General features: G+C 63.2%; 23 protein-coding genes. 14 read left to right on the top strand and 9 right to left on the bottom strand.

Going from position 1 to position 21,623, the window contains the following annotated elements:
- Positions 1-9 precede the first annotated feature (9 nt).
- A complete protein-coding gene (gene recX, locus PSQ39_RS15825; protein ID WP_273927801.1) occupies positions 10-486 on the top strand; it encodes a recombination regulator RecX in 477 nt (158 codons plus the stop codon).
- Positions 487-606: 120 nt separating this feature from the next.
- Here the strand turns inward: recX and argC are convergent, their stop codons facing one another.
- Complete coding sequence (argC, locus tag PSQ39_RS15830; protein WP_273927802.1) at positions 607-1,542, bottom strand: N-acetyl-gamma-glutamyl-phosphate reductase; 936 nt, start codon at positions 1,540-1,542, stop codon at positions 607-609.
- A 157-nt stretch (positions 1,543-1,699) separates the two neighbouring features.
- Here argC and sucC point away from each other — a divergent pair, with 157 nt between their 5' ends.
- The 9 genes from sucC to PSQ39_RS15875 all read left to right on the top strand — a co-directional run bounded on the left by sucC (position 1,700) and on the right by PSQ39_RS15875 (position 12,163).
- Complete coding sequence (gene sucC, locus PSQ39_RS15835; protein WP_273927803.1) at positions 1,700-2,860, top strand: ADP-forming succinate--CoA ligase subunit beta; 1,161 nt, start codon at positions 1,700-1,702, stop codon at positions 2,858-2,860.
- An 18-nt stretch (positions 2,861-2,878) separates the two neighbouring features.
- Positions 2,879-3,775 carry a succinate--CoA ligase subunit alpha gene (sucD, locus tag PSQ39_RS15840; protein WP_273927804.1) on the top strand — a complete coding sequence of 299 codons (897 nt, stop codon included), beginning with the start codon at positions 2,879-2,881 and terminating at the stop codon, positions 3,773-3,775.
- Between the two features lie 139 nt (positions 3,776-3,914).
- A complete protein-coding gene (locus PSQ39_RS15845) occupies positions 3,915-4,604 on the top strand; it encodes a TerC family protein (RefSeq protein WP_273927805.1) in 690 nt (229 codons plus the stop codon).
- A 357-nt stretch (positions 4,605-4,961) separates the two neighbouring features.
- Positions 4,962-5,747, top strand: coding sequence for a Stp1/IreP family PP2C-type Ser/Thr phosphatase (locus PSQ39_RS15850; protein WP_273927930.1), 786 nt, complete (start codon positions 4,962-4,964; stop codon positions 5,745-5,747).
- A 57-nt stretch (positions 5,748-5,804) separates the two neighbouring features.
- The gene (locus PSQ39_RS15855; protein ID WP_273927806.1) at positions 5,805-6,476 is read left to right on the top strand and encodes an FHA domain-containing protein; all 672 of its coding nucleotides are present in this window, start codon (positions 5,805-5,807) and stop codon (positions 6,474-6,476) included.
- A 22-nt stretch (positions 6,477-6,498) separates the two neighbouring features.
- Complete coding sequence (locus tag PSQ39_RS15860; RefSeq protein ID WP_273927807.1) at positions 6,499-8,775, top strand: CHASE2 domain-containing protein; 2,277 nt, start codon at positions 6,499-6,501, stop codon at positions 8,773-8,775.
- A gap of 11 nt (positions 8,776-8,786) precedes the next feature.
- Positions 8,787-9,578 (top strand): 3',5'-cyclic-nucleotide phosphodiesterase, encoded by a 792-nt coding sequence (locus PSQ39_RS15865; protein WP_273927808.1) that lies wholly within the window; start codon positions 8,787-8,789, stop codon positions 9,576-9,578.
- A 208-nt stretch (positions 9,579-9,786) separates the two neighbouring features.
- The gene (locus PSQ39_RS15870; RefSeq protein ID WP_273927809.1) at positions 9,787-10,299 is read left to right on the top strand and encodes a pilin; all 513 of its coding nucleotides are present in this window, start codon (positions 9,787-9,789) and stop codon (positions 10,297-10,299) included.
- A 52-nt stretch (positions 10,300-10,351) separates the two neighbouring features.
- Positions 10,352-12,163 carry a PglL family O-oligosaccharyltransferase gene (locus tag PSQ39_RS15875; RefSeq protein ID WP_273927810.1) on the top strand — a complete coding sequence of 604 codons (1,812 nt, stop codon included), beginning with the start codon at positions 10,352-10,354 and terminating at the stop codon, positions 12,161-12,163.
- Here the strand turns inward: PSQ39_RS15875 and moaC are convergent.
- Entirely contained in the window at positions 12,102-12,584 is a 483-nt protein-coding gene (gene moaC, locus PSQ39_RS15880; RefSeq protein ID WP_273927811.1) for a cyclic pyranopterin monophosphate synthase MoaC, read from the bottom strand. The genes PSQ39_RS15875 and moaC overlap by 62 nt on opposite strands.
- A 68-nt stretch (positions 12,585-12,652) precedes the next feature.
- On the opposite strand from moaC, the gene tfpZ reads away from it, so the two are divergent.
- Together tfpZ and PSQ39_RS15890 are read left to right on the top strand one after the other, a co-directional pair.
- Positions 12,653-13,417 carry a TfpX/TfpZ family type IV pilin accessory protein gene (gene tfpZ, locus PSQ39_RS15885; protein ID WP_273927812.1) on the top strand — a complete coding sequence of 255 codons (765 nt, stop codon included), beginning with the start codon at positions 12,653-12,655 and terminating at the stop codon, positions 13,415-13,417.
- 25 nt (positions 13,418-13,442) lie between these two features.
- Positions 13,443-14,963, top strand: coding sequence for a M48 family metalloprotease (locus PSQ39_RS15890; RefSeq protein ID WP_457809672.1), 1,521 nt, complete (start codon positions 13,443-13,445; stop codon positions 14,961-14,963).
- Here PSQ39_RS15890 and PSQ39_RS15895 read toward each other — a convergent pair.
- The 3 genes from PSQ39_RS15895 to PSQ39_RS15905 all read right to left on the bottom strand — a co-directional run bounded on the left by PSQ39_RS15895 (position 14,931) and on the right by PSQ39_RS15905 (position 16,584).
- Complete coding sequence (locus PSQ39_RS15895) at positions 14,931-15,284, bottom strand: phage holin family protein (protein WP_273927813.1); 354 nt, start codon at positions 15,282-15,284, stop codon at positions 14,931-14,933. The two genes, PSQ39_RS15890 and PSQ39_RS15895, sit on opposite strands and share 33 nt — an antisense overlap.
- A gap of 61 nt (positions 15,285-15,345) precedes the next feature.
- Positions 15,346-15,804: a hypothetical protein gene (locus PSQ39_RS15900; RefSeq protein ID WP_273927814.1), complete on the bottom strand. Its 459-nt coding sequence runs from the start codon at positions 15,802-15,804 to the stop codon at positions 15,346-15,348.
- A 66-nt stretch (positions 15,805-15,870) separates the two neighbouring features.
- Complete coding sequence (locus tag PSQ39_RS15905; RefSeq protein WP_273927815.1) at positions 15,871-16,584, bottom strand: TerC family protein; 714 nt, start codon at positions 16,582-16,584, stop codon at positions 15,871-15,873.
- 414 nt (positions 16,585-16,998) lie between these two features.
- On the opposite strand from PSQ39_RS15905, the gene PSQ39_RS15910 reads away from it, so the two are divergent.
- Positions 16,999-17,490, top strand: coding sequence for a DUF3717 domain-containing protein (locus tag PSQ39_RS15910; protein ID WP_273927816.1), 492 nt, complete (start codon positions 16,999-17,001; stop codon positions 17,488-17,490).
- A 17-nt stretch (positions 17,491-17,507) separates the two neighbouring features.
- Here PSQ39_RS15910 and PSQ39_RS15915 read toward each other — a convergent pair whose 3' ends face one another.
- Positions 17,508-18,068, bottom strand: coding sequence for a YaeQ family protein (locus tag PSQ39_RS15915; RefSeq protein WP_273927817.1), 561 nt, complete (start codon positions 18,066-18,068; stop codon positions 17,508-17,510).
- A gap of 136 nt (positions 18,069-18,204) precedes the next feature.
- Positions 18,205-19,584 (bottom strand): adenylosuccinate lyase, encoded by a 1,380-nt coding sequence (gene purB, locus PSQ39_RS15920; protein WP_273927818.1) that lies wholly within the window; start codon positions 19,582-19,584, stop codon positions 18,205-18,207.
- Between the two features lie 92 nt (positions 19,585-19,676).
- On the opposite strand from purB, the gene PSQ39_RS15925 reads away from it, so the two are divergent.
- Positions 19,677-20,291, top strand: a complete 615-nt coding sequence (locus tag PSQ39_RS15925; RefSeq protein WP_273927819.1) for a glutathione S-transferase N-terminal domain-containing protein — start codon at positions 19,677-19,679, stop codon at positions 20,289-20,291.
- Positions 20,292-20,361: 70 nt separating this feature from the next.
- Here PSQ39_RS15925 and PSQ39_RS15930 read toward each other — a convergent pair whose 3' ends face one another.
- The gene (locus tag PSQ39_RS15930) at positions 20,362-20,835 is read right to left on the bottom strand and encodes a nuclear transport factor 2 family protein (RefSeq protein WP_409242046.1); all 474 of its coding nucleotides are present in this window, start codon (positions 20,833-20,835) and stop codon (positions 20,362-20,364) included.
- A gap of 2 nt (positions 20,836-20,837) precedes the next feature.
- Positions 20,838-21,620: an SDR family NAD(P)-dependent oxidoreductase gene (locus tag PSQ39_RS15935; RefSeq protein WP_273927820.1), complete on the bottom strand. Its 783-nt coding sequence runs from the start codon at positions 21,618-21,620 to the stop codon at positions 20,838-20,840.
- Positions 21,621-21,623 lie beyond the last annotated feature (3 nt).

The following is a 21,623-nucleotide window of genomic DNA, read 5'->3' on the forward strand; positions in this document are numbered from 1 at the left end:
CAGGCACGCATGTCGTTTGAAAAAATCTCGCTCAAGGGGCGCGCCCTGCGCTACCTGTCGATGCGCGAGCACTCGCGTGCTGAGCTGGAGCGCAAGCTCGCGCCGCATGAAGAGGTGCCTGGCGAACTGGCGCAGGCCCTGGACGAGCTGCAGGCGCGCGGCTTCATCGATGAGCAGCGGGTGATCGAGTCCCTGCTCTACCGCCGCGCCTCGCGCCTGGGCGCCGGCCGCCTGCGGCAGGAGTTGCAAGCCAAGGGCGTGCAGGGCGAGGCCGTGCAACAAGCGCTGGCTGGCCTCAAGGACAGCGAGCTGTCCCGCGCCCAGGCCGTGTGGGCCAAGCGCTTTGACCAACTGCCCACCGATGCGCCCACCCGGGCCAAACAAAGCCGTTTTTTGCTGACCCGAGGCTTCTCATCCGAGGTGGTGCGTCGGGTGCTGGCGGGTCAGGGCGTTCCTGAAGAGGACCTGGATTCCAGCGCCGATTAGCTGGCAAATCAGCTGCGCTCAGCGGGCGGGGCCTTCGCGTCGTCGACAGGGATTCCTCCCATGAAAAAAGGCCCCGACGGGGGCCTTTTCTTGTGGTGGCTGCCAGGCCGGATGGGGCGCTCAGAGCCCCAGCATCAATTGCAGGTTTTGCACAGCCGCACCGCTGGCACCCTTGCCCAGGTTGTCCAGACGCGCGATCAGCACGGCATGGTGGTACTCGTCGTTGCCGAAAACGCGCAGTTCGAGCTTGTTGGTGTCGTTCAAAGCCAGGGCATCGAGCTTGCCGTCGCTGCCAGCGTCTTGCACGCTGACCCAGCCGCCTTCAGCCGCACTCGCGGCGTAATGCCGCACCAGAGCGTCATGCAGGTCGGCCGCCTTGGGGCTGCCTGGCAGGGTGTCCAGGTGCAGGGGCAACTGCACCAGCATGCCTTGGCGGAAGTTGCCCACCGCCGGCACAAACAGAGGACGGCGCGTCAGGCCGGTGTAGGCCATGATCTCGGGGATGTGCTTGTGCTTGAGGCCCAGTGCGTAGGCCTCGAACAGCGGAGCTTCGCCCTTTTCGTAGGCCTCGATCATGGGGCGGCCGCCGCCTGAGTAACCGCTGACCGAGGGCAGGGCCACTGGGTGGTCGGCGGGCAGCAAGCCCGCATCGATCAGGGGGCGCAGCAGGGCAATCGCGCCCGTGGCGTAGCAGCCTGGGTTGGCCACCCGTCGGGCCGCTTGCACCGCCGCGCGCTGGCCAGCCGCCAGTTCCGGAAAACCAAACACCCAGCCCGGCGCGACGCGGTGTGCGGTCGAAGCGTCGATGATCTTGGGGCCTGGGCGGCCGGTGCTGGCTTCGAGCTCGTCGACCATGGCCACGGTCTCGCGCGCTGCATCGTCGTGCAGGCACAAAATGACCAGGTCCACGCCAGCGATCAGCTCGCGCTTGGCAGCCGGGTCCTTGCGCCGATCGGCCGCAATGCTGACCACTTCAATCGCCGGCATGTGTTGCAGACGTTCGCGGATTTGCAGGCCGGTGGTGCCGGCTTCGCCATCAATAAAAACCTTGGCCATGGTTGTTCTGTGCCCCAATGCTGTTCATGCCGTGTCAGTTACGCACAAGGTTTGTGCAGAGCAACATGATACATTTCAGGGTTGCTGTGTCCACTGCCCGACGCCGGCAAATTGCGAGGTCGCCGGGTGAAAATCATCCATTCCTGAGAGAGCCCTCATGAAGATTCACGAGTACCAAGGCAAGGAAATCTTGCGTCAGTTTGGTGTGCCCGTTCCCCGCGGCATTCCTGCATTTACAGTTCAAGAAGCTGTTGAAGCCGCCCAAAAATTGGGTGGTCCGGTTTGGGTTGTCAAAGCCCAGATCCACGCGGGTGGCCGTGGCAAAGGCGGCGGCGTCAAGGTTGCCAAGACCATTGAAGACGTGAAGAAGCTCGCCGGCGACATCCTCGGCATGCAGCTGGTCACGCACCAAACTGGCCCCGAAGGCCAGAAGGTTCGTCGCCTCTACATCGAAGACGGCGCTGACATCCAAAAGGAATACTACGTGTCCATCGTGACCGACCGCGCCACGCAGAAGCTCGCCTTCATTGCGTCCAGCGAAGGCGGCATGGACATCGAGGAAGTGGCCCACTCCACCCCCGAAAAGATCATCACCGAGTTCATCGATCCGCTGACCGGTCTGAGCGCTGAGCAAGCCACCAAGATCGCCAATGGCATCGGCCTGCCCGCTGAGTCGACCGCCCAAGCCGTCGACATCTTCCAAAAGCTGTTCAAGTGCTACATGGAAACCGACGCTTCGTTGGTGGAAATCAACCCGCTGAACCGCGACAGCAAGAACAACCTGATCGCTCTGGACGCCAAGTTCAACTTCGACGCCAACGCCCTGTTCCGTCACCCGGAAATCGTGGCTTTCCGCGACCTGGACGAAGAAGATCCGGCTGAAGTCGAAGCTTCCAAGTTTGACCTGGCTTACATCTCGTTGGATGGCAACATTGGCTGCCTGGTCAACGGTGCCGGTCTGGCCATGGCCACCATGGACACCATCAAGCTGTTCGGCGGCGAGCCGGCCAACTTCTTGGACGTGGGCGGCGGTGCCACTGCTGAGAAGGTCACCGAAGCCTTCAAGATCATGCTCAAGAACCCCAAGGTCAAGGGCATTCTGGTCAACATCTTCGGCGGCATCATGAAGTGCGACACCATCGCCAACGGCGTGATCACCGCTTGCAAGGCTGTGAACCTGTCCGTGCCGCTGGTGGTCCGCATGAAGGGCACCAACGAAGAGCTGGGCAAGAAGCTGCTGGCCGAATCCGGCCTGCCGATCATTGCTGCCGACACCATGGCCGAAGCTGCGACCAAGATCGTCGCTGCCGTCAAGTAAGAAGCCCGGAGAAGAAACATGTCGATTTACATCAACAAAGACACCAAGGTCATCACCCAGGGCATCACGGGCAAGACTGGCCAGTTCCACACCGAAAAGTGCCAGGAATACGCGAACGGCAAGAACGCCTTCGTGGCCGGCGTGAACCCGAAGAAGGCCGGCGAGTCGATCTTCAACATCCCCATCTACGCCTCCGTCAAGGAAGCTGCACACCAAACCGGCGCCACCGTGTCGGTGATCTACGTGCCGCCCGCAGGCGCTGCGGCTGCCATCTGGGAAGCTGTTGAAGCTGACCTGGACCTGGCCATCTGCATCACCGAAGGCATCCCGGTCCGTGACATGCTCGAAGTGCGCAACAAGATGAAGGCCAAGGAAGCGGCCGGCGGCAAGAAGACCTTGCTGCTGGGCCCCAACTGCCCTGGCCTGATCACGCCCGACGAAATCAAGATCGGCATCATGCCCGGTCACATCCACCGCAAGGGCCGCATCGGCGTGGTGTCGCGTTCCGGCACCCTGACCTATGAAGCGGTGGCCATGCTGACCGAAGTCGGTCTGGGCCAGTCCAGCGCCGTCGGTATCGGTGGTGACCCGATCAACGGCCTGAAGCACATCGACGTGATGCAAGCCTTCAACGACGATCCGGACACCGACGCCGTGATCATGATCGGCGAAATCGGCGGCCCGGACGAGGCCGATGCCGCTCGCTGGTGCAAGGCCAACATGAAGAAGCCGGTGGTCGGCTTCATCGCTGGCGTGACCGCCCCTCCCGGCAAGCGCATGGGCCACGCCGGCGCCCTGATCGCTGGTGGTGCTGACACCGCCGACGCCAAGCTCGCCATCATGGAAGAGTGTGGCTTCGTCGTGACGCGCAACCCGTCTGAACTGGGCAAGCTGCTCAAGGCCCAACTGAAGTAAGGCCTGAGGCCCCCGTCCGTACGCAAAACTACGGACGGCCTAGGGGCTGGAGGCCGCTACACTTCGGCTTCCCATATCAAAGAAGCGCTCGAAACGCAGGTTTCGGGCGCTTCTTTCATTCAAACACAGGAGAACATGCATGGAAATGCTGAACAACCCAGAGTTCTGGATCGGCTTGATCAAGATCATCTGGATCAACATCATTTTGTCGGGCGATAACGCAGTGGTGATCGCTTTGGCGGCCCGCTCGCTGCCAGCTGAGCAGCAAAAGAAGGCCATTTTGTTTGGCTCGGCCGCAGCCGTGGTCCTGCGCATTGGCCTGACCTTTGTCGCCGCCAAGCTCTTGGGTCTGCCTTTCCTGCAAATCGTCGGTGGCGGTTTGCTGCTGTGGATCGGCGTGCAGCTCCTGAGTGAAGAAGAGGAAGAAGAAGGCGACGCCAAGGCTGCTGGCGGCATGATGGCCGCTGTGCGTACCATCTTGATCGCTGATTTGGTGATGAGCCTGGACAACGTGATTGCCGTGGCCGCCGCCGCCAAGGGCAGCGACACCTTGCTGATCATCGGCCTGGCCATCAGCATTCCGCTGGTGATTTTCGGCAGCACTTTGATGATCAAGCTCATGGAGCGCTTCCCCATCATCGTGATGTTGGGTGCTGGCCTGATCGGCTGGGTGGCTGGTGAGACCATCGTCAGCGACGTGTTCCTGAAGGACTTCCTGGAAGCCAACGCCTGGTTGCACACCTTGGCCCCGGCTGCCGGTGCTGCTTTGGTGATCGGTCTGGGCAAATGGCTGCAGGCGCGCAGCGCCAGCAAGCACGCCGCTGCCTGATCCGCACTGCTGAGTTGAAACTCCTTGGGGCCACCGCCCAAAGCGGTGGCCCCATTGTTTTTTTGTCAGCCCTGGCTTGTCCGTCAGCGGGGGCTCTGATACTGTGTCAGCCGTTTGTATCTGTCACATGAACGTGAAGTTTGTGTGCGGAACAGTGCCTGAGGGAGGCGGACAAGGCTGCGCGTTGCAGCGTCTTCCGCCGCGGCGCCCCTGCTTTTCGAACTCAATCAAATAGACCAAAGCCCTGGGGAGGGTTGGGATGTCCATCAGCCACGACGGTCAGTGTCACCGCACGTTGGGGGCCGGCCTGGCGTGTCAGCGCTCAAGTCGTCAGGTGGACGCCTGGATTTTCAAACAATGAAATACGAGTTTTGTGCCTTCACCGATCCGGGTTTGGCCCGCGCCAACAACGAAGATTCGGTGACCTTTGACGAGTTGACCTGTTTGGCCGTGCTGGCCGACGGCATGGGCGGTTACAACGCAGGCGAGGTTGCCAGCGGCATGGCAACGACTTTCATCCGGACTGAATTGTCTCGCTGGTTGTCGCAGGCGGGGCGGCATGCCAATGCCAAAGAGATTCAGCGCGCCATGGAGATTTGCGTCGACAACGCAAACCGCGCCATTTTCAATGCCGCCCACAGCAACCCACAGTATTCGGGCATGGGCACGACCTTGGTCATGGGCGTGTTTCAAGATGCGCGCTTGATGCTGGGGCACATCGGTGATTCACGCTGCTACCGCTTGCGCAAAGGTGAGCTGATTCAGCTGACCAAAGACCATTCCTTGCTGCAGGAGCAAGTGGACGCGGGCCTGATCACGCCTGAACAGGCGGCGGTCTCCATCAACCGCAACCTGGTCACCCGGGCCATGGGGGTGGAAGATGCCGCTTTGCTCGAGGTCAGCGAATGCCGCGTCGAAAATGGCGATCTCTACCTGCTGTGTTCCGATGGTTTGTCCGACATGCTGAGTGCCTCCGATATTGCTGAATTGCTGGCGGTTCCCGAGTCGCTGACCCAAAAAGCAACGCGCATGATCAATCTCGCCAATCAACATGGGGGGCGCGATAATATCAGCGTGCTGCTGGTGCGAGCTGGGGATGTTTTTTCCAAAAAAGGGCTGCTGTCACGCCTTTGGGGCGCCTGAATCCAGCCAGCAGTTCCCGCGATTTCATAACAAGCCAGGTTTTCAGGAGTACCGAACATGCCCAAGATGATCGTCTCGATCGATGGGGTCGTCATCAAGGAAGTGCAGTTGACCAAAGAGCGCACGACGCTGGGTCGCCGCCCCTACAACGACATCGTGATCGATAACCTGGCCGTCAGCGGGGAACACGCTGTGCTGCAGCTCGAGGGCGCTGAGGTGACCCTTGAAGACCTCAACAGCACCAACGGCACCTACGTCAATGGCAAAGCCGTCAAGAAGCAGCAATTGCACAACGGCGACACCATCGAGGTCGGCAAGTACAAGATTCGCTTCATTGGCGACACAGAGGCGGCCGACTACGACAAGACCATGGTGGTGCGCCCGCCCCACTCCGCCGCGGGCGTCCTGCCCACGGTACCGGCGTCCATGGGCAGCTACCAGTTGCCGCCTTTGCATGCCGCTGAGGCTTTGTCGGGTTCCATCAAGGTCCTGTCTGGCTCTGCAGCCGGACGTGAGGTCAGCCTCACCAAGGTGGTGACCACCATCGGCAAACCGGGTGTGGCAGTGGCCGCCATCACCCGCCGCCCCCATGGCTTCGTGCTGGCGCACGTTGAAGGGGGCACTTTCCCCACCCTCAACGGCAACGCGGTTGGCGCTGAGCCGGTCACGCTCAAGAGCGGTGATGTGATGGAGCTCGCGGGCACCCAGATGCAGTTCTTCCAGGCCTGAGCCGACTGAAGGCCGGGGGAACATGGCCGAGCCGACCCGGTGGGCGGGGTACCGAGGGGCTCTGATCAAGCAGGGCCGACGCCTGGCGGTCATCTTGCTGCCACTGTGCCTGTTGCTGGGCCACGTGCTGGGCGGCTACCAACTGTCGCTGATCAGCCGGCTGGACGCGCTGCTCTATGACACGCGCCTGCGACTCACCTTGCCGGGCAGCCTCGACGAGCGGGTGGTCATTGTCGACATCGACGAAAAAAGCCTCGCCGAGGTGGGGCATTGGCCTTGGGGGCGCGACCAACTCGCGCTGTTGACCCAGCGTCTTTTTGATCAATACGGCATCTCAGCGCTGGGCTTTGACGTGCTGTTTTCCGAAGCCGATACCAGTTCTGGCCTGCACGCCTTGCAGGCCTTGGTCCGCCACGCAGGCCCGGACGACCCCCTGTTGGCTCAACGGGTTCAGCAGCTCGCGCCTCAGCTCAACTACGACCATCGTTTCGCCCAGGTGCTGCAAGGCCGACCCGTGGTGCTGGGGTACTACTTCACCAGTGACCGAGAGGGGCGGCGCAAGGGGGTGTTGCCGGCGCCCGTGCTGAGCTCCGCTGGGCTGCCGGCGGAAGGCTTGCAGGTCCTGGATTGGGATGGTTACGGGGCCAGCTTGGCTGAGCTGGCGGCGGCCGCGCCCTTGGCCGGTTTTTTCAACTCGGTCACCGACGAGGACGGCATGGTCCGGTCCTTGCCACTGCTGGCGCACTTTGAGGGGCAGTACTACGAGTCCCTGGCCTTGGGCTTGTACCGCGCGGCCAAGGGACTGCCGCAGGTGGTGCCACTCTTGGCATCGGCTCAGGCCCCGCCTGTCTTAGAGGCCCTCGGCTTGATCGGACCGGGACTGCAGCAGCGCATTCCGGTAGATGAGCGGGGGACGACCCTGATCCCGTTCCGTGGTGCCGGCGGCCCTCGAGGGGGCTCTTACCGCTACCTGTCGGCCGTGGATGTGTTGCAGGGGCGGGTGGATGCTGCAGCCCTGCGTGGGCGCATTGTCCTGGTGGGCTCCACCTCGCCCGGCTTGCTGGATTTGCGCGCCACGCCGGTGGGGCAAACCTATCCAGGCGTTGAGTCGCATGCCAACGTGGTCAGCGGGCTGTTGGATCAGCGCTTGGCGGTTCGGCCGGACTATGCCCTGGGCTATGAGGTCTTGCTGCTGATTGGCGTGGCGACCCTCCTGGCCTTGACCCTGCCCCGTGTCGGGGCTGTCACCGCCCTGGCCTTGGGCATCGGGACCCTGCTGGGGGTGATCGGTTTGAACCTGGCGCTGTACCAGGCAGCAGACTTGGTCCTGCCCTTGGCCAGCTGCGTGGTGCTGGTCTTGCTGGTTCTGGGAGGGCACATGAGCTACGGCTACCTGGTCGAAAGCCGCGCCAAGCGGCGCCTGGCTGGCGTGTTTGGGACCTACGTGCCGCCCGAATTGGTCGACCAGATGTTGCTGGCACCGGAGCGCTACTCCATGCGTGCCGCCAGCCGAGAGATGACGGTCATGTTCTGCGATATGCGGGGCTTCACCCGCCTCTCCGAAGGCCTGTCGCCCGAGGCCTTGCAGGACCTGTTGAACAGCCTGTTCAGCCGCCTGACCCTGTGCATTCGGCGCCATCAGGGCACCATCGACAAGTACATGGGCGACTGCGTGATGGCGTTCTGGGGTGCGCCCGTGGTCCAAGCCGATCACGCGGCGCGGGCGGTTGCTGCGGCCTTGGACATGGTGGCGGAAGTGGCGCTCTTCAACCGGGAGCGTCAAGCCCATGGGCTCAGCCCGATCGCGGTTGGCATCGGCCTGAACACAGGCATCATGCGGGTGGGTGACATGGGGTCGGACCTGCGCCGCAGCTACACCGTGATTGGCGACGCGGTGAACCTCGCCTCGCGCTTGGAAGGCTTGTCCAAGCTGTATGGCGTGTCCATTGTCGCCAGCGAAAGCACCCGCGCCCAGGCGGGCACGACCGCACTGTGGCAGGCCCTGGACTGGGTTCGCGTGCAAGGCAAAGAGGATGCGGTGGCCATCTCCTGCCCTTGGCCGTCCCCGACTCAGGACCAGGCCTCCAGCTTGACCGATGACCAGGCCCAGGCCTGGGATCAATTTCTTCTCGCTTACCGCGCAAAAGATTGGGCAGTCTGTCAGCAGATGTTGGAAAATTTGCAGAATGTAGAGTGCTTGGTCGGGCTCTGCCAGCTCTTCAAGCAGCGACTCCTGGCCTTCTCGCAGCACCTGCCGGCCGCCGATTGGGATGGCGTGACCGTGCTCGACACCAAATAGGGGATGGTTTCATGAGAATTCGGGTTCTGGGATGTTCGGGCGCCATTGCCCGGAACTGCCGCACCACCTCGTTTCTGGTCAATGAACAGCTGCTGATCGATGCCGGCACGGGGGTGGGTGACCTCACCTTGGACGAAATGGCCCGCATCAACGATGTGTTTCTCACCCATTCCCATCTGGACCACATTGCGGCCCTGCCCCTGATGTTGGACAGTGTGGCCAAGCTGCGGCACACCCCATTGCGCGTGCGTGGCCTGCCCGCCACGCTCCAAGCCCTGCGCCAGCATGTGTTCAACGACGTCATCTGGCCCGACTTCACCCGCTTGCCTTCGGCAGACAAGCCTTTCCTCACGCTGCATCCGTTTGAGTTGGGTGAGCAACTGCCTTGTGCCGATGTGCAAATTGAGGTCTTGCCTGCCTGCCACGCCGTGCCCGCCGTGGGCTTTGCGGTGGATGGGGGCCATGGCGCTTGGGTTTTCAGTGGCGACACGGGGGGCGATCCCCGGTTTTGGGCCCGGGTGCAGCAACTGTCGGTCAAGGCCTTGGTCATCGAGACGGCTTTTGGCGAGGCCGAACATGAACTGGCGGTGCGAAGCGGCCATTTGTCGCCCATCACCTTGATCGAGGAACTGCGTCACCTGCCCCGCCAGCCCGATTACCCGATCCACATCACGCACACCAAGCCCTCTGAAACGGCCGACATCGCCGCCCAACTCCAGGCCCTGGAAGCGCAGGGGGAGCACCCTGTGGGCTGGCCTTTGTGCCTCAAAGGCTTGCAAGCAGGCGACGAATTCATCATTTAAGTTCGTTGGAGGTCTTGCATGGGTCTGAAATGACATTTTTGGCGTGACAAAAATGTCGCTTCATGCCGTGATGTGGGACCTAAAAAAGACCAATACCGACATTTCTGTCTCAAAAGACCCTTGTTTCAAGGTTCGCCCCCCCTCAAAAGGCCTGGCACAGAAGCTGCTGAGATAGACCGTCTTTCCCCTTCATTTCAGGAGTTTTCACATGAAGCGTTCCATCCAAAAAGGTTTTACCTTGATCGAATTGATGATCGTGGTTGCGATCATCGGTATCTTGGCTGCCGTGGCCCTGCCGGCTTACCAGGACTACACCGTGCGCGCCAAGGTGTCTGAAGTGGTGTTGGCTGCTTCTGCCTGCCGTACCTCCATCACCGAAACCTTCCAAACCGGTAGCGCGTCAAGCGTACCGACCGCCAACACCTGGGGCTGTGAATCGGGTGTGTCCGGTACGTCGACCGCTACGCAACAAACTAAGTACGTTTCCTCGGTTGAAACGACTGATGGCGGTTACATTATCGTGACAGCGCAAGGTGACAACACCATTACTGGCAAGAAGGTGTCTTTGGCACCGCTGGTTAACGCAGCTACTCCAGTGACGAATAGCACTGCAGGCGCTCGTACACAGATGGGTCAACCGCTGTACGGATGGCGTTGTGGTTCGGGCACCGATGGCACGACCTTGGCCTCTAAGTATCTGCCAGGCTCTTGCCGCGGTTGATTTTCTGGTCCGACCAGTCTTCAAGGAAACGCCCCTTCAGGGGCGTTTTTTCATGACAATCTTGTTATCACTGGCTGCAGCCCTCGTAGCGTTGAGTTGGCTAGCTCCCAATCACTACCCGCCTTGGACCAGTTTTCACAACGAAGCGCTGATGTTTGCTGCGATCGCAGTGTTTGGAGGCTGTCAAATCGGGTGGCGGAGGATCAGCGCGTTGCCCCGACAGGCTTGGCTTGTGTTCGGCTGCCTGTTGGCAATGGTTGGTTGGCAGTGGGCCTCGGGACTCATCTACTTTCACGGTGAGGCGCTGCTGATCAGCTTGTATGTCGTGGGCTCTGCAGTGGCTTGGGCTTTGGGTTTTTCGGTGGTTCAGGACCGCACGGCTGCCCCGAAATACTTGGTGGTCGCTGCCTTCATGCTGTTGATTGCAGGGGGGCTATCGACCTACATAGCAGCGGCGCAGTGGCTCAGTGTTGAAGAATCCATCGGGATCCTGGCTGTTGACCGTGGTGCCGGCGGGCGAGCAGTTGGTAATCTGGCTCAGCCCAATTTGTTGGGGACTTTGCTTGTGATGTCTGCCATCGCCAGCTACGGTCTCTATCGCTTTCAACGCTTGGGCCCATGGGTGTTTGGCTTGGTGACGTTGACCTTGAGTTTCGGCATCGTGCTTACGGAGTCACGTGCTGCCTTGCTCAGTGTGGCTTGCGTCTGTGTTTACTGGTGGGTGGCGGAGTGGCGCGCAGGTCGCCCGGCGCCATGGCGCATGGTGTTGGCCTGGGCCGGTGGCTTACTGGGCTTGCGGATGCTCCATGGTGCCCTCGTGTTGGCCGCCGATTTGGATCCTCCCCGTGCATTGCAATTTGGAACCGACAGCATCCGGGTGATCCTCTGGCGGCAAGTCATGGAGGGGATCTTCCAAGCACCTTGGTTCGGCTATGGCTGGCGCGCGACGGCGGCCGCCCAGCGAGTTGGGTCGGAGGTCTGGCCCGGCCCAGTTCCAACTGACTATGCGCACAACCTGATGTTGGACCTGCTGGCCTGGCTGGGCGTACCGCTGGGACTGGCATTGATCGGGCTGTTGATTTGGAGTTTAGCCCGCTTGGCTTGGCGGGCTAAACGCCCCCTGGATGTGGTGCTGATGGCCTTCACTGTGCCGGTTTTGGTGCATTCCCAGTTGGAGTTTCCGTTCGCGTATGCCTTCTTCTTGTTCCCGGTAGCGGCGGTCTGTGGAGGACTCAGCGCACAGTTGATGCCCGAGACGCCGGTCAGTGGATCGCGTAACGCTGAGGCCAGCCGCTTTCAGCGGGTGGCCCTCGCTGGGGTGTTTCTGCTCTGGTCCAGCCTGGCGGTTTCGGTGGCCTGGGAGTATGTCGAGGTCGAGGATGCTTACCGCGTTATGCGTTTTGAAGTGCGCAAGGTGGGCCGTCGGCCCGCCGATTTTGTGGACCCGAATTTACATCTGCTCGATCAGTTCGATGCTTTGCTGACGTTGGGGCGCATGGAACCACGCCGTGGCATGTCAGCAGATGAACTGGAGCTCATCAAACAGGCCAATCGCTACTTCAATTGGGGCGGATTGCATCGCAAGTACCTCGTTGCCTTGGCACTCAATGGCGAAGCCGGCGAAGCCCTGCACCAGCTGCGCGTGATGGGCAATGTCTATGGACGGGCCACCTACGAGGAAGAACTCAGGGCGCTGCGGGATATGGCTGTCGATTCCTACCCCGAACTCAACGAAGTCCTACGCCGAGCCCCGCCCCCCGAAGGCTTCTACGACAACCGAATCCCGGCCCCTGAGCCGGCGCTCAAGCCACCACAAAGTCGCCCGACTTCCCTCCCCGCTTCTCCAGCAGGCGCACGTCCGTGATGGTCATGCCGCGGTCCACGGCCTTGCACATGTCGTAGATCGTCAGCAAGGCCACCTGGACGGCGGTCAGGGCTTCCATCTCGACGCCGGTGGGGCCCGTGCATTCGGTGCGTGCGGTGCAGCGCACGCCCGGGCTTTCAGCGGCCGACAGGGGCTCAAAGTCCACCGCCACGCGGGTCAGGGCGATCGGGTGGCACAGGGGGATCAGGTCACTGGTTTTCTTGGCACCCTGGATGCCCGCGATGCGTGCAATGCCCAGCACGTCACCCTTCTTGGCGCTGCCCGACAGGATCAGTTCCAGCGTGGCTGCTTCCATCAAAATAGTGCCTTGGGCCACGGCAATGCGCCGGGTGCTGGCTTTGTCGCCGACGTCGACCATGTGGGCTTGGCCTTGTTCGTCAAAATGGGTCAGAGAAGTCATGGCGGCAGGCGCTGTGCGGCAAGCCATCGGTTTGCCGTGGGTTAACAATTTTTCGCCATCATACGGGTATGAAATCCATCCAGGAGAGGCTGCGCGCCAGCGGCCTGCATCTGTTGCTCAGCTTGTTGATCGCCGCGCTGGCGGCGGCGGTCGTGTTCGGTCTTTGGTACCCCTACCCCTACCGGGAGATCTCGGGTGGGCGTGAGCTGTTCTTGCTGGTCATGGGGGTGGACGTCATCGTCGGTCCCTTGATCACCCTGGTGGTCTACAACCGCCAGAAGTCACGCCGGGAGCGGCGGCTCGACTTCTCTGTGATTGGCCTGTTGCAGATCGCCGCCCTCAGTTACGGCCTGTGGACCGTGGCCGTCGCGCGCCCGGTGCATCTGGTGTTTGAGCTCAACCGCTTCCGTGTGGTGCATGCGATCGAGGTGGATGACGGCTTGCTGGCCCAAACCGACCCGCAGTGGCGGCGCTTGCCTTGGACCGGACCCAGCTTGTTGTCTGTGCGCCCTTTCAAAAGCCCTCAAGAAGAACAAGATGCCACGTTGGCCGCGCTCAGTGGGGTGTCTTTGTCCTCGCGCCCCGATCTGTGGCAAGCTTACCTGTCGGCCAAAGACGAGCTTCAGGCTTCGGCCAAGCCCCTGTCGGAATTGACCAAGCGCTTCCCCGACCAAGCCCCTGCCATTGCTGAGCTGGTGAGCCGCTTGCCGACGGGCACCCAGGCCATGGGGCTGGTTTACATCCCATTGGTGGGCCGCAAGTCCTTCTGGACCGTGGTGTTGGACCCCACTTCCTGGTCGGTGCAGGGCTTTTTGCCCATCGACTCGTTCTGACCTGTTTTGGAGAGCAGACATCACCGTGGCGCGTTCCTCGCTTTCTCGACTGGCCTGGCGGCCGCTGGGGCTGCTGCTGTGCCTCAGCCTGTGCGCTCCGCCCTTGGCGACGGCCCAGTTGCCGTCCTTGGGTGGGGGCGAGGGCATGACCTTGGGGGCGGAGCGGCGTCTGGGCGACCAGATCGCGCGCGAGCTTTACCGCGACCCCGATTACTTGGATGACCCGGTGTTGCAGGCCTATGTCGAGGACATCTGGCTGTCCCTGATGCAGGCCGCTCGCAGCCGGGGCGAGCTGAGCCCGGACCAAGACGAGCGTTTCGCCTGGGAGGTGGTGTTGGGGCGTGATCGCCAGGTCAACGCCTTCGCCCTGCCCGGCGGCTACATGGGGGTTTACCTAGGCCTGATCGCGGTGGTGGCCAACCGGGACGAATTGGCCTCGGTGCTGGGGCATGAGCTGAGCCACATCACGCAGCGCCACATCTCGCGTTTGATGTCCAAGGAAGGTCAGCAGACACCGCTGATGATTGCGGCCCTGATCCTGGCCGCCTTGGCCGCCAGCAAAAGCCCGGACGCTGCCAGCGCCTTGATGGTGGGGGGGCAGGCCCTGACTTTGCAAAACCAGCTGCGTTTTTCGCGTGACATGGAGCGCGAAGCCGACCGCGTGGGTTACGGCGTCATGACCCAGGCGGGTTACGACGGTCAAGGCTTTGTCACCATGTTCGACAAGCTGCAGCAGGCTTCACGCCTGAATGACAACGGCGCCTACCCCTACCTGCGCAGCCACCCTTTGACCACCGAGCGCATTGCCGACATGCAGGCGCGTCAGCAACTCAAAGACGCCGGCCCCGTGCCCACCACCCTGGAGCACAGCCTGATCGCCGCCCGCGCCCGCGCGCTGAGCAGCAGCAACATCGACCAGCAGCGCCAATGGGTGGCCGAGCCCGATGCCGCTGGCTTTGCCGCCTTGCCGGTCATTCGGCAGGCCGGGGTGCTGTACACCGCTGCCCTGGCAGCCCGCCAACTGCGCGACTACCCACGCGCGCGCCAATGGGCCATACGCTTGCAAGACAAAGTGCGCGGCAACCCCGAAGCGCAGCGCCTGCAAACCTGGTTGCTGTGTGAGATTGATTTGGCCGCAGGCCGACCCGAGACGGCGGCCCGTTTGCCCCTCAGTACCCAAGGGCCGCGACCTGCCTTGTTCCTGGCCGTGCAGGGACGCCTGGCCCAAGGCGTGAGCGCCGAGGTTGAAGCCGCTGCCGAGACCCTGCAGACCTGGGTCACGCTGCGTCCCCATGACGCCAGCGCCTGGCAGATGATGGCCGCGGCCTGGCGTGCCGTCGGCAAGCCTCTGCGGGCCTTGCGGGCCGAGGCCGAGGCGCAGGTGGCGCATTTCGATTACAGCGCAGCGATGGACCGCTTCAAGGCAGCGCAAGACATGGTGCGCCGCGGCGGCGAGGCCGGGGCCGACCACGTGGAGGCTTCGATCATCGACACCCGCGCGCGCGAGGTGGGCTTACTCCTGCGGGAACAGTCGGCCCAGCGCTGATTCGATCACCATGCCCAAGGCCGAGTAGATCAGCGAGCCGATCAGCGCGGCCACAAAACCCGTGACCTGAAAGCCATCCAGCACCGTGGCGGCGGCCCAGAACATCAGGGCATTGATGACGAACAGGAACAGCCCCAAGGTGACCACGGTGACCGGCAAGGTCAGCACCACCAGCACGGGGCGCAGGATGGCGTTGAGCAGGCCAATCACCAAAGCCGCGATCAGGGCCGAGGTGAAACTGGTGACCTCTACGCCCGAATAGACATAGGCCACCAGCAGCAGCGAGGCGGCGCTGAACAGCCATTTGAGGATGAGTTTCATGGGCGCAGCATAGCACCCGAGCCGCCCCAGAGCGATGACCCTGGGGCGGATGGCGGGAGGCTCAGTCCGCGGCCAGCAGCAAGGCCGCGCCCAGGCCGACCACGGCGCCAGGCACGCTCCAACGCGCGTCATGCGAGGCGGGTTGGTCAGCGCTGACCGGTGCCAGGTCCACCCCCAGCTTGGGCCGACGGGCGTCCAACACGCGCGCAGTCGGGTGCTGCTGGCGCAGGCTTTGGGTCAGGGCCGCCAGCGGTTGCTGGGCCAGTTGCCAGCTCACTTGGTCGCCCTGGCCGCGCAACTCCTGCACCAGCGGGCCCAACACCTTGTCGGCCCAGCGGGCACGCCAGTGTTCGCGGTTGGCGTGGCTCACCCACTGGCTGACGCGGCGGGTCATGCGCGGCGGGCAAGCCACCAGGATCCACTGCGTGGCTGGGGCGTCTGCTGCGCGTGCAGCGCGCATGGGCAGCAGCAATTGGCTGGCGTGTTCGCCGTCGTCAATGTAGGCAATCAGGGTGTCCATAGCGTCTCCTTGCGTGATGGCCTGGTGGGGCCGGGTTGAATCCACAGAGCTCATCGGGACCTCGCCTCAAGCCGCAGGGCTTTGCTGCGAAGCGTCGTGATCGGCACGGCGGCGGGTGCTCAGCCAACCGGCACCCAGCACGCCGACGATGGCCACGCCGTAAGTCGTCCAGCGGGCGATGCTGTTCACCAGTTCCGGCGGATCAAACACGGCGTCCAACAGGGGCTCACCCACGATCATCTTGGCGGCGGTGAAGGCCAGCACGGCGGCGCCGGCATGGATGATCACGGGGAAGCGCTCCACCAACTTGAGCACCACCGAGCTGCCAAACACCACGATGGGCACGCTGATCAGCAGCCCCAGGATCACCAGGTCAAAGGCGCCATGGGCGGCACCGGCCACGCCCAGCACGTTGTCGATGCCCATCAGGGCGTCGGCCACCACAATGGTCTTCATGGCACCCCAGAAAGTGCTGACCACCGGGCCGTCGCCGTGGCCGCTGTCCTGGTCAGCCAGCAGCTTGTAGGCAATCCACAGCAGGCCCAGGCCGCCCACCAGCATGAGGCCGGGGACCTTGAGCAGCCAGACCACGCCCACCGTCATCACCGAGCGCACCGCAATGGCACCCACGGTGCCCCACAGGATGGCCTTCTTTTGCAGGTTGGGGGGCAGGTTGCGGGCGGCCAGCGCAATCACGATGGCGTTGTCGCCAGCGAGCACGAGGTCAATGAGGATGATGGCCAGCAGCGCCGACCACCAGGGGGCAGATAAAAATTCCATGCGAAAAGTCTCCGGATTTGCAAGAACAAACCCTGGTGACAGATGGCGGTGGTTCAGAGGCGCGCACCCCGGCGGATGCGGCTTCAAGCGCACTTCGACCAAACCTGTCCCAGGTTCGAATCGAAGGTCTTGCTCGGCATGGAGTCATGCAGATAAATGCCCAGCAAGCCGGAAGAAATTCTTCGTATTGACGACTTGCTGATCTGGTGGCCGTCGCGCTGAACGCTGGGGCCACCGAGGGAGCTACTCCCCTTCGTGAGGTGGATTTAACCACCAGTCCGCTCTGTGTGCGGAAAACCCTGCCGACTTCTGGGGACTTTAAGCGCTGGCCGCATGAGTTGAGGGGCATGGGCCGCCTGGCCCGCGGCCTGGGGAGCGCGGCCTTATGATCGCGCCCCCTGATCCTTTTTTGCCATGGCTGGAATCCACATCACCGACATCGAAAGTGCCATCAACTACTGGCGCCACAAGAGGCCATCGCCCGACGGCGTGACCTTGCCGCCCGAGTTGCGCGCTTTGGCCGAGGTGTATGCCTTGATGGTGTATTTCCATGAGGACGAGGCCGACGAATTCACCCTGCCTGCCGGGGCGGCGGCCGCTTGGCAGGGCTGGTACGACAGCACGCCCGACACGCCTTGCATCGCCATCTGTTCGACCAGCCAGGGCGATGAGTTGTGCAAGGGCTGTGGTCGCACCTTCTCCGAGGTGCAGCATTGGCCCGGCATGAGCCCGGCCGAGAAGCGCCACACCTGGCGCCGCATCACCATCGAGGGCGACGCCTGGCGGTTCAACCGGTATGTGGAGCGCGCTGCTGAAGGGCCGCACGCGGCCGTCGCGGCGGTGGCCGCAGCAGGCCAGCAGCCGGCGGCGCGCACCCGCACCCGCCCGCGTTTCGGGCCGGCCTGAGCAGGCAGTTCAGCGCTTCATTTCCAGCGCACGCACTCGATGTCGACGGTCTGTGTGCCGTCGCCGAGCATCAAGGTGTTCTCTTGCACGGTGGCCTGCAGCTGCATGCTGCGTTGCGCGAGCTTGGCCAGCGCCTGCGAGCTCTCGGTGGGCACGCGCCAGACCTGCAGCTTGTCCATGCGCGCGACCTTGCTCTCCATGCTGCGCCACCACACTTCAGCCGCGTGGTGAAAGCAGTACACCAGCACCTGATCGGACTTCTGGCAGGCCTTGAGCAGGGGCTTGTCTTCGGGCTGGCCCACTTCCACCCACACGCGCTTTTGGCCGGTGAAGTCGGTCAGCGACACATCCGGGTCGTCCGGGTCCGAGAGACCTGCGCCAAAGGCCAGCGTACCGTCGCCGTTGCACAGGTCTTGCAGCCAGTGCGCTTGCAGCGCCAGCGCGGCCAGGCGGACCATCATGCGTTCATCGGTCTCGCTGGGGTGGCGCGCCAGGGTCAGCGCGTGGTCGGCGTAGTAGTTGTGGTCGATGTCGGCAATCGACAGCGCGGCTTTGAAGATGGTGGATTTGAGGGCCATGGCGGTTGGGGTTCAGGCCCGGCGCCCAGGGTGGGCGAGGCGAGGCAAAGAGGGGGGGCTTGGCGCCCTCCCGGCGCGGGGTCGGGCGGGGCTGCGCTGAGGCCCCGAGCCGGGGCTCAGGACCTGGGTGGGTGACTCAGGCGCGGCGGGCCAGCTCGGCGGCTTTGCCCACGTAGCTGGCAGGTGTCATGGCCAGCAGGCGGTCTTTTTCGGCTTGCGGGATCTCCAGCGAGCGGATCAGGCCGTGCAGGGCTTCGGCGGTCACGGTCTTGCCGCGGGTGACTTCCTTGAGCTTCTCGTAAGCACCTTGCACGCCAAAACGGCGCATCACGGTCTGGATCGGCTCGGCCAGCACTTCCCAGGACGCGTCCAGGTCAGCCGCCAGGGCTTCTTCGTTGAGCTCGAGCTTGTTCAGGCCGGTGCTCAGCGAGCTGTAGGCCAGCGCGGCGTAACCCAGGGCCACGCCGATGTTGCGCAGCACGGTGCTGTCGGTCAGGTCACGTTGCCAGCGGCTCACCGGCAGCTTTTCGCTCAGGTGGCGCAGCACGGCGTTGGCCAGACCCAGGTTGCCTTCGGCGTTTTCGAAGTCGATCGGGTTGACCTTGTGCGGCATCGTCGACGAACCGATCTCACCGGCCTTCAGGCGCTGCTTGAAGTAACCCAGGCTCACATAGCCCCAGACGTCACGCGACCAGTCGACCAAGATGGTGTTGGCGCGGGCCACGGCGTCAAAGAACTCGGCCATGTAATCGTGCGGCTCGATCTGGATGCTGTAGGGCTGGAAGGTCAGGCCCAGGCCCAGCGGCTCGGGGGTTTCGATGACCTTGCGGCTGAAGGCTTCCCAGTCGAAGTCGGGCCAGGCCGAGAGGTGGGCGTTGTAGTTGCCCACCGCGCCATTCATCTTGCCCAGCAGCTTGACGGCGGCGATCTTCTCGCGCGCGGCCGCCAGGCGCACCAGCACGTTGGCGACTTCCTTGCCCACGGTGGTGGGGCTGGCGGTCTGGCCGTGGGTGCGGCTCAGCAGGGGCACCTCGGCGTAGGCCTGGGCCATTTCGCGCAACTTGTTGATCAGGCCGTCCAGGGCGGGCAGGATGACCTGGTCGCGGGCAGCCTTGATTTGCAGGGCGTGGCTGGTGTTGTTGATGTCTTCGCTGGTGCAGGCAAAGTGCACGAATTCCGATGCGGCCAGCAGTTCCGGGCGGGCGTCGAACTTGGACTTGATCCAGTACTCCACGGCCTTCACGTCGTGGTTGGTGGTCTTTTCGATGTCCTTGATGGCCAGGCCGTCGGCTTCGGAGAAGTTCTTCACCAGGCCCAGCAAATAGGTGCGGGCGCCGGGGGTCAGCGGCTTGAATTCGGCGAAGCCAGCGTCGGACAAGGCGATGAACCAGGCCACCTCCACCTGCACGCGGCGGTGCATGTAACCCAACTCACTCATGAGTGGGCGCAGGGGGCTGAGTTTGCTGGCGTAACGGCCGTCCAGCGGCGAGAGGGCGGAGATGGGGGAGGAGCTCATCCCTGAATTGTAGGACGCCGGCTTGGGGGAGGGGGGGAGTCGATAGAATGCGTGCCAAGGACTGCGTGTCCCCCACCCTGAGAATGAGACCCATGAAACTGATCGGATCCACCACCAGCCCCTATGTGCGCAAAGTGCGCATCGTGATGGCTGAGAAAAAACTCGATTACCAGTTCGTTGTTGAAAACGTCTGGGCCGATGACACCACGATCAGCAGCTCCAACCCCCTGGGCAAAGTGCCTTGCTTGGTGATGGAAGGCGGCGAAGCCGTGTTCGATTCGCGCGTCATTGTTGAGTACCTCGACACCCTGTCGCCTGTGGGCAAGCTGATCCCGGCCCAGGGCCGCGAGCGCGCTGAGGTCAAGACCTGGGAGGCCTTGGCCGACGGCTTGTCGGACGCCGGCCTGCTGGCCCGCATGGAAGTGATCTGGGCGCACCGCCCGCCTGAACAGCGCTGCCAAGCCTGGATCGACCGCCAGTTTGGCAAGATCAACGAGGCCCTCAAGGCCATGAGCCAAGGCCTGGGCGACAAAGCCTATTGCAGCGGCATCCACCTGAGCCTGTCCGACATCGCGGTCGGTTGCGCCCTGGGTTGGCTGGAGTTCCGTTACCCCGAGATTGCTTGGCGGACCGAGTACCCCAACCTGGCGCGTTTGATGGACAAGCTGATGCAACGCCCCAGCTTTGCTGACACCCGCCCCGAGTGAGGTCCTGAGCCCTCCCCAAAAAAACCGGCCCTGGCGGCCGGTTTTTTATTGGGGCGCTTGCTGGGCTGTTTCAGCTGCGCGCCCGGCGCTTGAGCCAGCGCATCAGCGCGCCCAAGCCGGGCAGTTTTTCGTACAGTTCTTCGGCCACGTCCCAGTAGTCGCGGTGCCAGGCAATGCGGCCTTGAGCGTCCAGGCGCAGGTGGCTCACGCCGCGCACAGTTTGGACCTGGGGCCCGCCCAAGCCTTTGAAGCGAAACACAAAGTCCCAACTGAGAAAGGCCTGCTCGTCCTGCACCACCTGGTTGGTGATCACGAAGCGAGGTTCGTGCAAGGCCAGGAACATGTGGCTGAACACCGCTTCGATCGCGGGCACGCCCCGCACCTCGTTGAACGGGTCCTTGAAGTAGGCGTCCGCAGCGTAAAACTGCCCCAGGCGGCCCACGTCGCTGGCCTGCAGCTGTTCGAAGAACAGCACGATATCGGCCAGAGCCGTGTGGGGGTCGCGGGTGTCAGTCATCCAAGGCGTGGGGGGCGCGGGCTTCATGGTCACAGTCCAGTGGCGCGTCGCACCACCGGAAAATAAAGGCCATAAGGCAACAGGCGCAGCAGTTTCATGAAGCGCGTGAAGCGCTTGGGAAAGTGAATGTCGAACTGCCCCTGTGCCCAGCCTTGCAGCATGGCCTGGGCCGCTTCTTCGGGGCTGATCAGCGCGGGCATGGCAAAGTTGTTTTGGGCCGTCAGCGGTGTGGCCACAAAGCCGGGGTTGATCACGCTCACGCCCAGTCCCTGTTGGTGCAGGTCCAGGTACAGGGTTTCAGCCAGGTTGATCAGCGCCGCCTTGGTGGGGCCGTAGGCCAGGCTCTTGGGCAGGCCACGAAAGCCCGCCACACTGCTGACCAGGCTGATGTGACCCGGCTGGCCTTGACGCGCCTGGGCCAGCAGGCCGGGCAGCACACCGGCCAGCACGTAGAGCGCGCCCAGGTAGTTGACCTCTTGGTGGCGCAGCATTTCCGCCAGGTCGTAGTCGGTGGCGCGCAGGTCGCGGTAGTGTCCGGCGCAGTAGCAGACCAGGGCCAGCGGGCCGGCGGCCAGCAACTGCGCGGCAGCGGCCTGCACCTGCTGGGCATCCGCGCAGTCCAGCACCAGGGCTTGGCTGCCAGGGTGTTCCGCCACAAAGCTGTTCAGCGCAGCGGCGCCACGCGCCGACACGATCACCTGCGCGCCTCGGCGGTGCAAGGCACTGGCGGTGGCCCGCCCGATGCCACTGGAGGCGCCGATCAGCCACACGCGCTGACCTTGCCAAACGGTGATGCGGGGATTGAGGCTCATGGC

The organism is Curvibacter microcysteis, from assembly GCF_028649455.1.
Lineage (GTDB): Bacteria > Pseudomonadota > Gammaproteobacteria > Burkholderiales > Burkholderiaceae_C > Curvibacter > Curvibacter microcysteis.

Coding starts and splice junctions, on each gene's coding strand:
- recX (WP_273927801.1), top strand. CDS start 10: ATGTCGTTTGAAAAAATCTCGCTCAAGGGGCGCGCCCTGCGCTACCTG.
- argC (WP_273927802.1), bottom strand. CDS start 1,542: ATGGCCAAGGTTTTTATTGATGGCGAAGCCGGCACCACCGGCCTGCAA.
- sucC (WP_273927803.1), top strand. CDS start 1,700: ATGAAGATTCACGAGTACCAAGGCAAGGAAATCTTGCGTCAGTTTGGT.
- sucD (WP_273927804.1), top strand. CDS start 2,879: ATGTCGATTTACATCAACAAAGACACCAAGGTCATCACCCAGGGCATC.
- PSQ39_RS15845 (WP_273927805.1), top strand. CDS start 3,915: ATGGAAATGCTGAACAACCCAGAGTTCTGGATCGGCTTGATCAAGATC.
- PSQ39_RS15850 (WP_273927930.1), top strand. CDS start 4,962: ATGAAATACGAGTTTTGTGCCTTCACCGATCCGGGTTTGGCCCGCGCC.
- PSQ39_RS15855 (WP_273927806.1), top strand. CDS start 5,805: ATGCCCAAGATGATCGTCTCGATCGATGGGGTCGTCATCAAGGAAGTG.
- PSQ39_RS15860 (WP_273927807.1), top strand. CDS start 6,499: ATGGCCGAGCCGACCCGGTGGGCGGGGTACCGAGGGGCTCTGATCAAG.
- PSQ39_RS15865 (WP_273927808.1), top strand. CDS start 8,787: ATGAGAATTCGGGTTCTGGGATGTTCGGGCGCCATTGCCCGGAACTGC.
- PSQ39_RS15870 (WP_273927809.1), top strand. CDS start 9,787: ATGAAGCGTTCCATCCAAAAAGGTTTTACCTTGATCGAATTGATGATC.
- PSQ39_RS15875 (WP_273927810.1), top strand. CDS start 10,352: ATGACAATCTTGTTATCACTGGCTGCAGCCCTCGTAGCGTTGAGTTGG.
- moaC (WP_273927811.1), bottom strand. CDS start 12,584: ATGACTTCTCTGACCCATTTTGACGAACAAGGCCAAGCCCACATGGTC.
- tfpZ (WP_273927812.1), top strand. CDS start 12,653: ATGAAATCCATCCAGGAGAGGCTGCGCGCCAGCGGCCTGCATCTGTTG.
- PSQ39_RS15895 (WP_273927813.1), bottom strand. CDS start 15,284: ATGAAACTCATCCTCAAATGGCTGTTCAGCGCCGCCTCGCTGCTGCTG.
- PSQ39_RS15900 (WP_273927814.1), bottom strand. CDS start 15,804: ATGGACACCCTGATTGCCTACATTGACGACGGCGAACACGCCAGCCAA.
- PSQ39_RS15905 (WP_273927815.1), bottom strand. CDS start 16,584: ATGGAATTTTTATCTGCCCCCTGGTGGTCGGCGCTGCTGGCCATCATC.
- PSQ39_RS15910 (WP_273927816.1), top strand. CDS start 16,999: ATGGCTGGAATCCACATCACCGACATCGAAAGTGCCATCAACTACTGG.
- PSQ39_RS15915 (WP_273927817.1), bottom strand. CDS start 18,068: ATGGCCCTCAAATCCACCATCTTCAAAGCCGCGCTGTCGATTGCCGAC.
- purB (WP_273927818.1), bottom strand. CDS start 19,584: ATGAGCTCCTCCCCCATCTCCGCCCTCTCGCCGCTGGACGGCCGTTAC.
- PSQ39_RS15925 (WP_273927819.1), top strand. CDS start 19,677: ATGAAACTGATCGGATCCACCACCAGCCCCTATGTGCGCAAAGTGCGC.
- PSQ39_RS15930 (WP_409242046.1), bottom strand. CDS start 20,835: ATGAAGCCCGCGCCCCCCACGCCTTGGATGACTGACACCCGCGACCCC.
- PSQ39_RS15935 (WP_273927820.1), bottom strand. CDS start 21,620: ATGAGCCTCAATCCCCGCATCACCGTTTGGCAAGGTCAGCGCGTGTGG.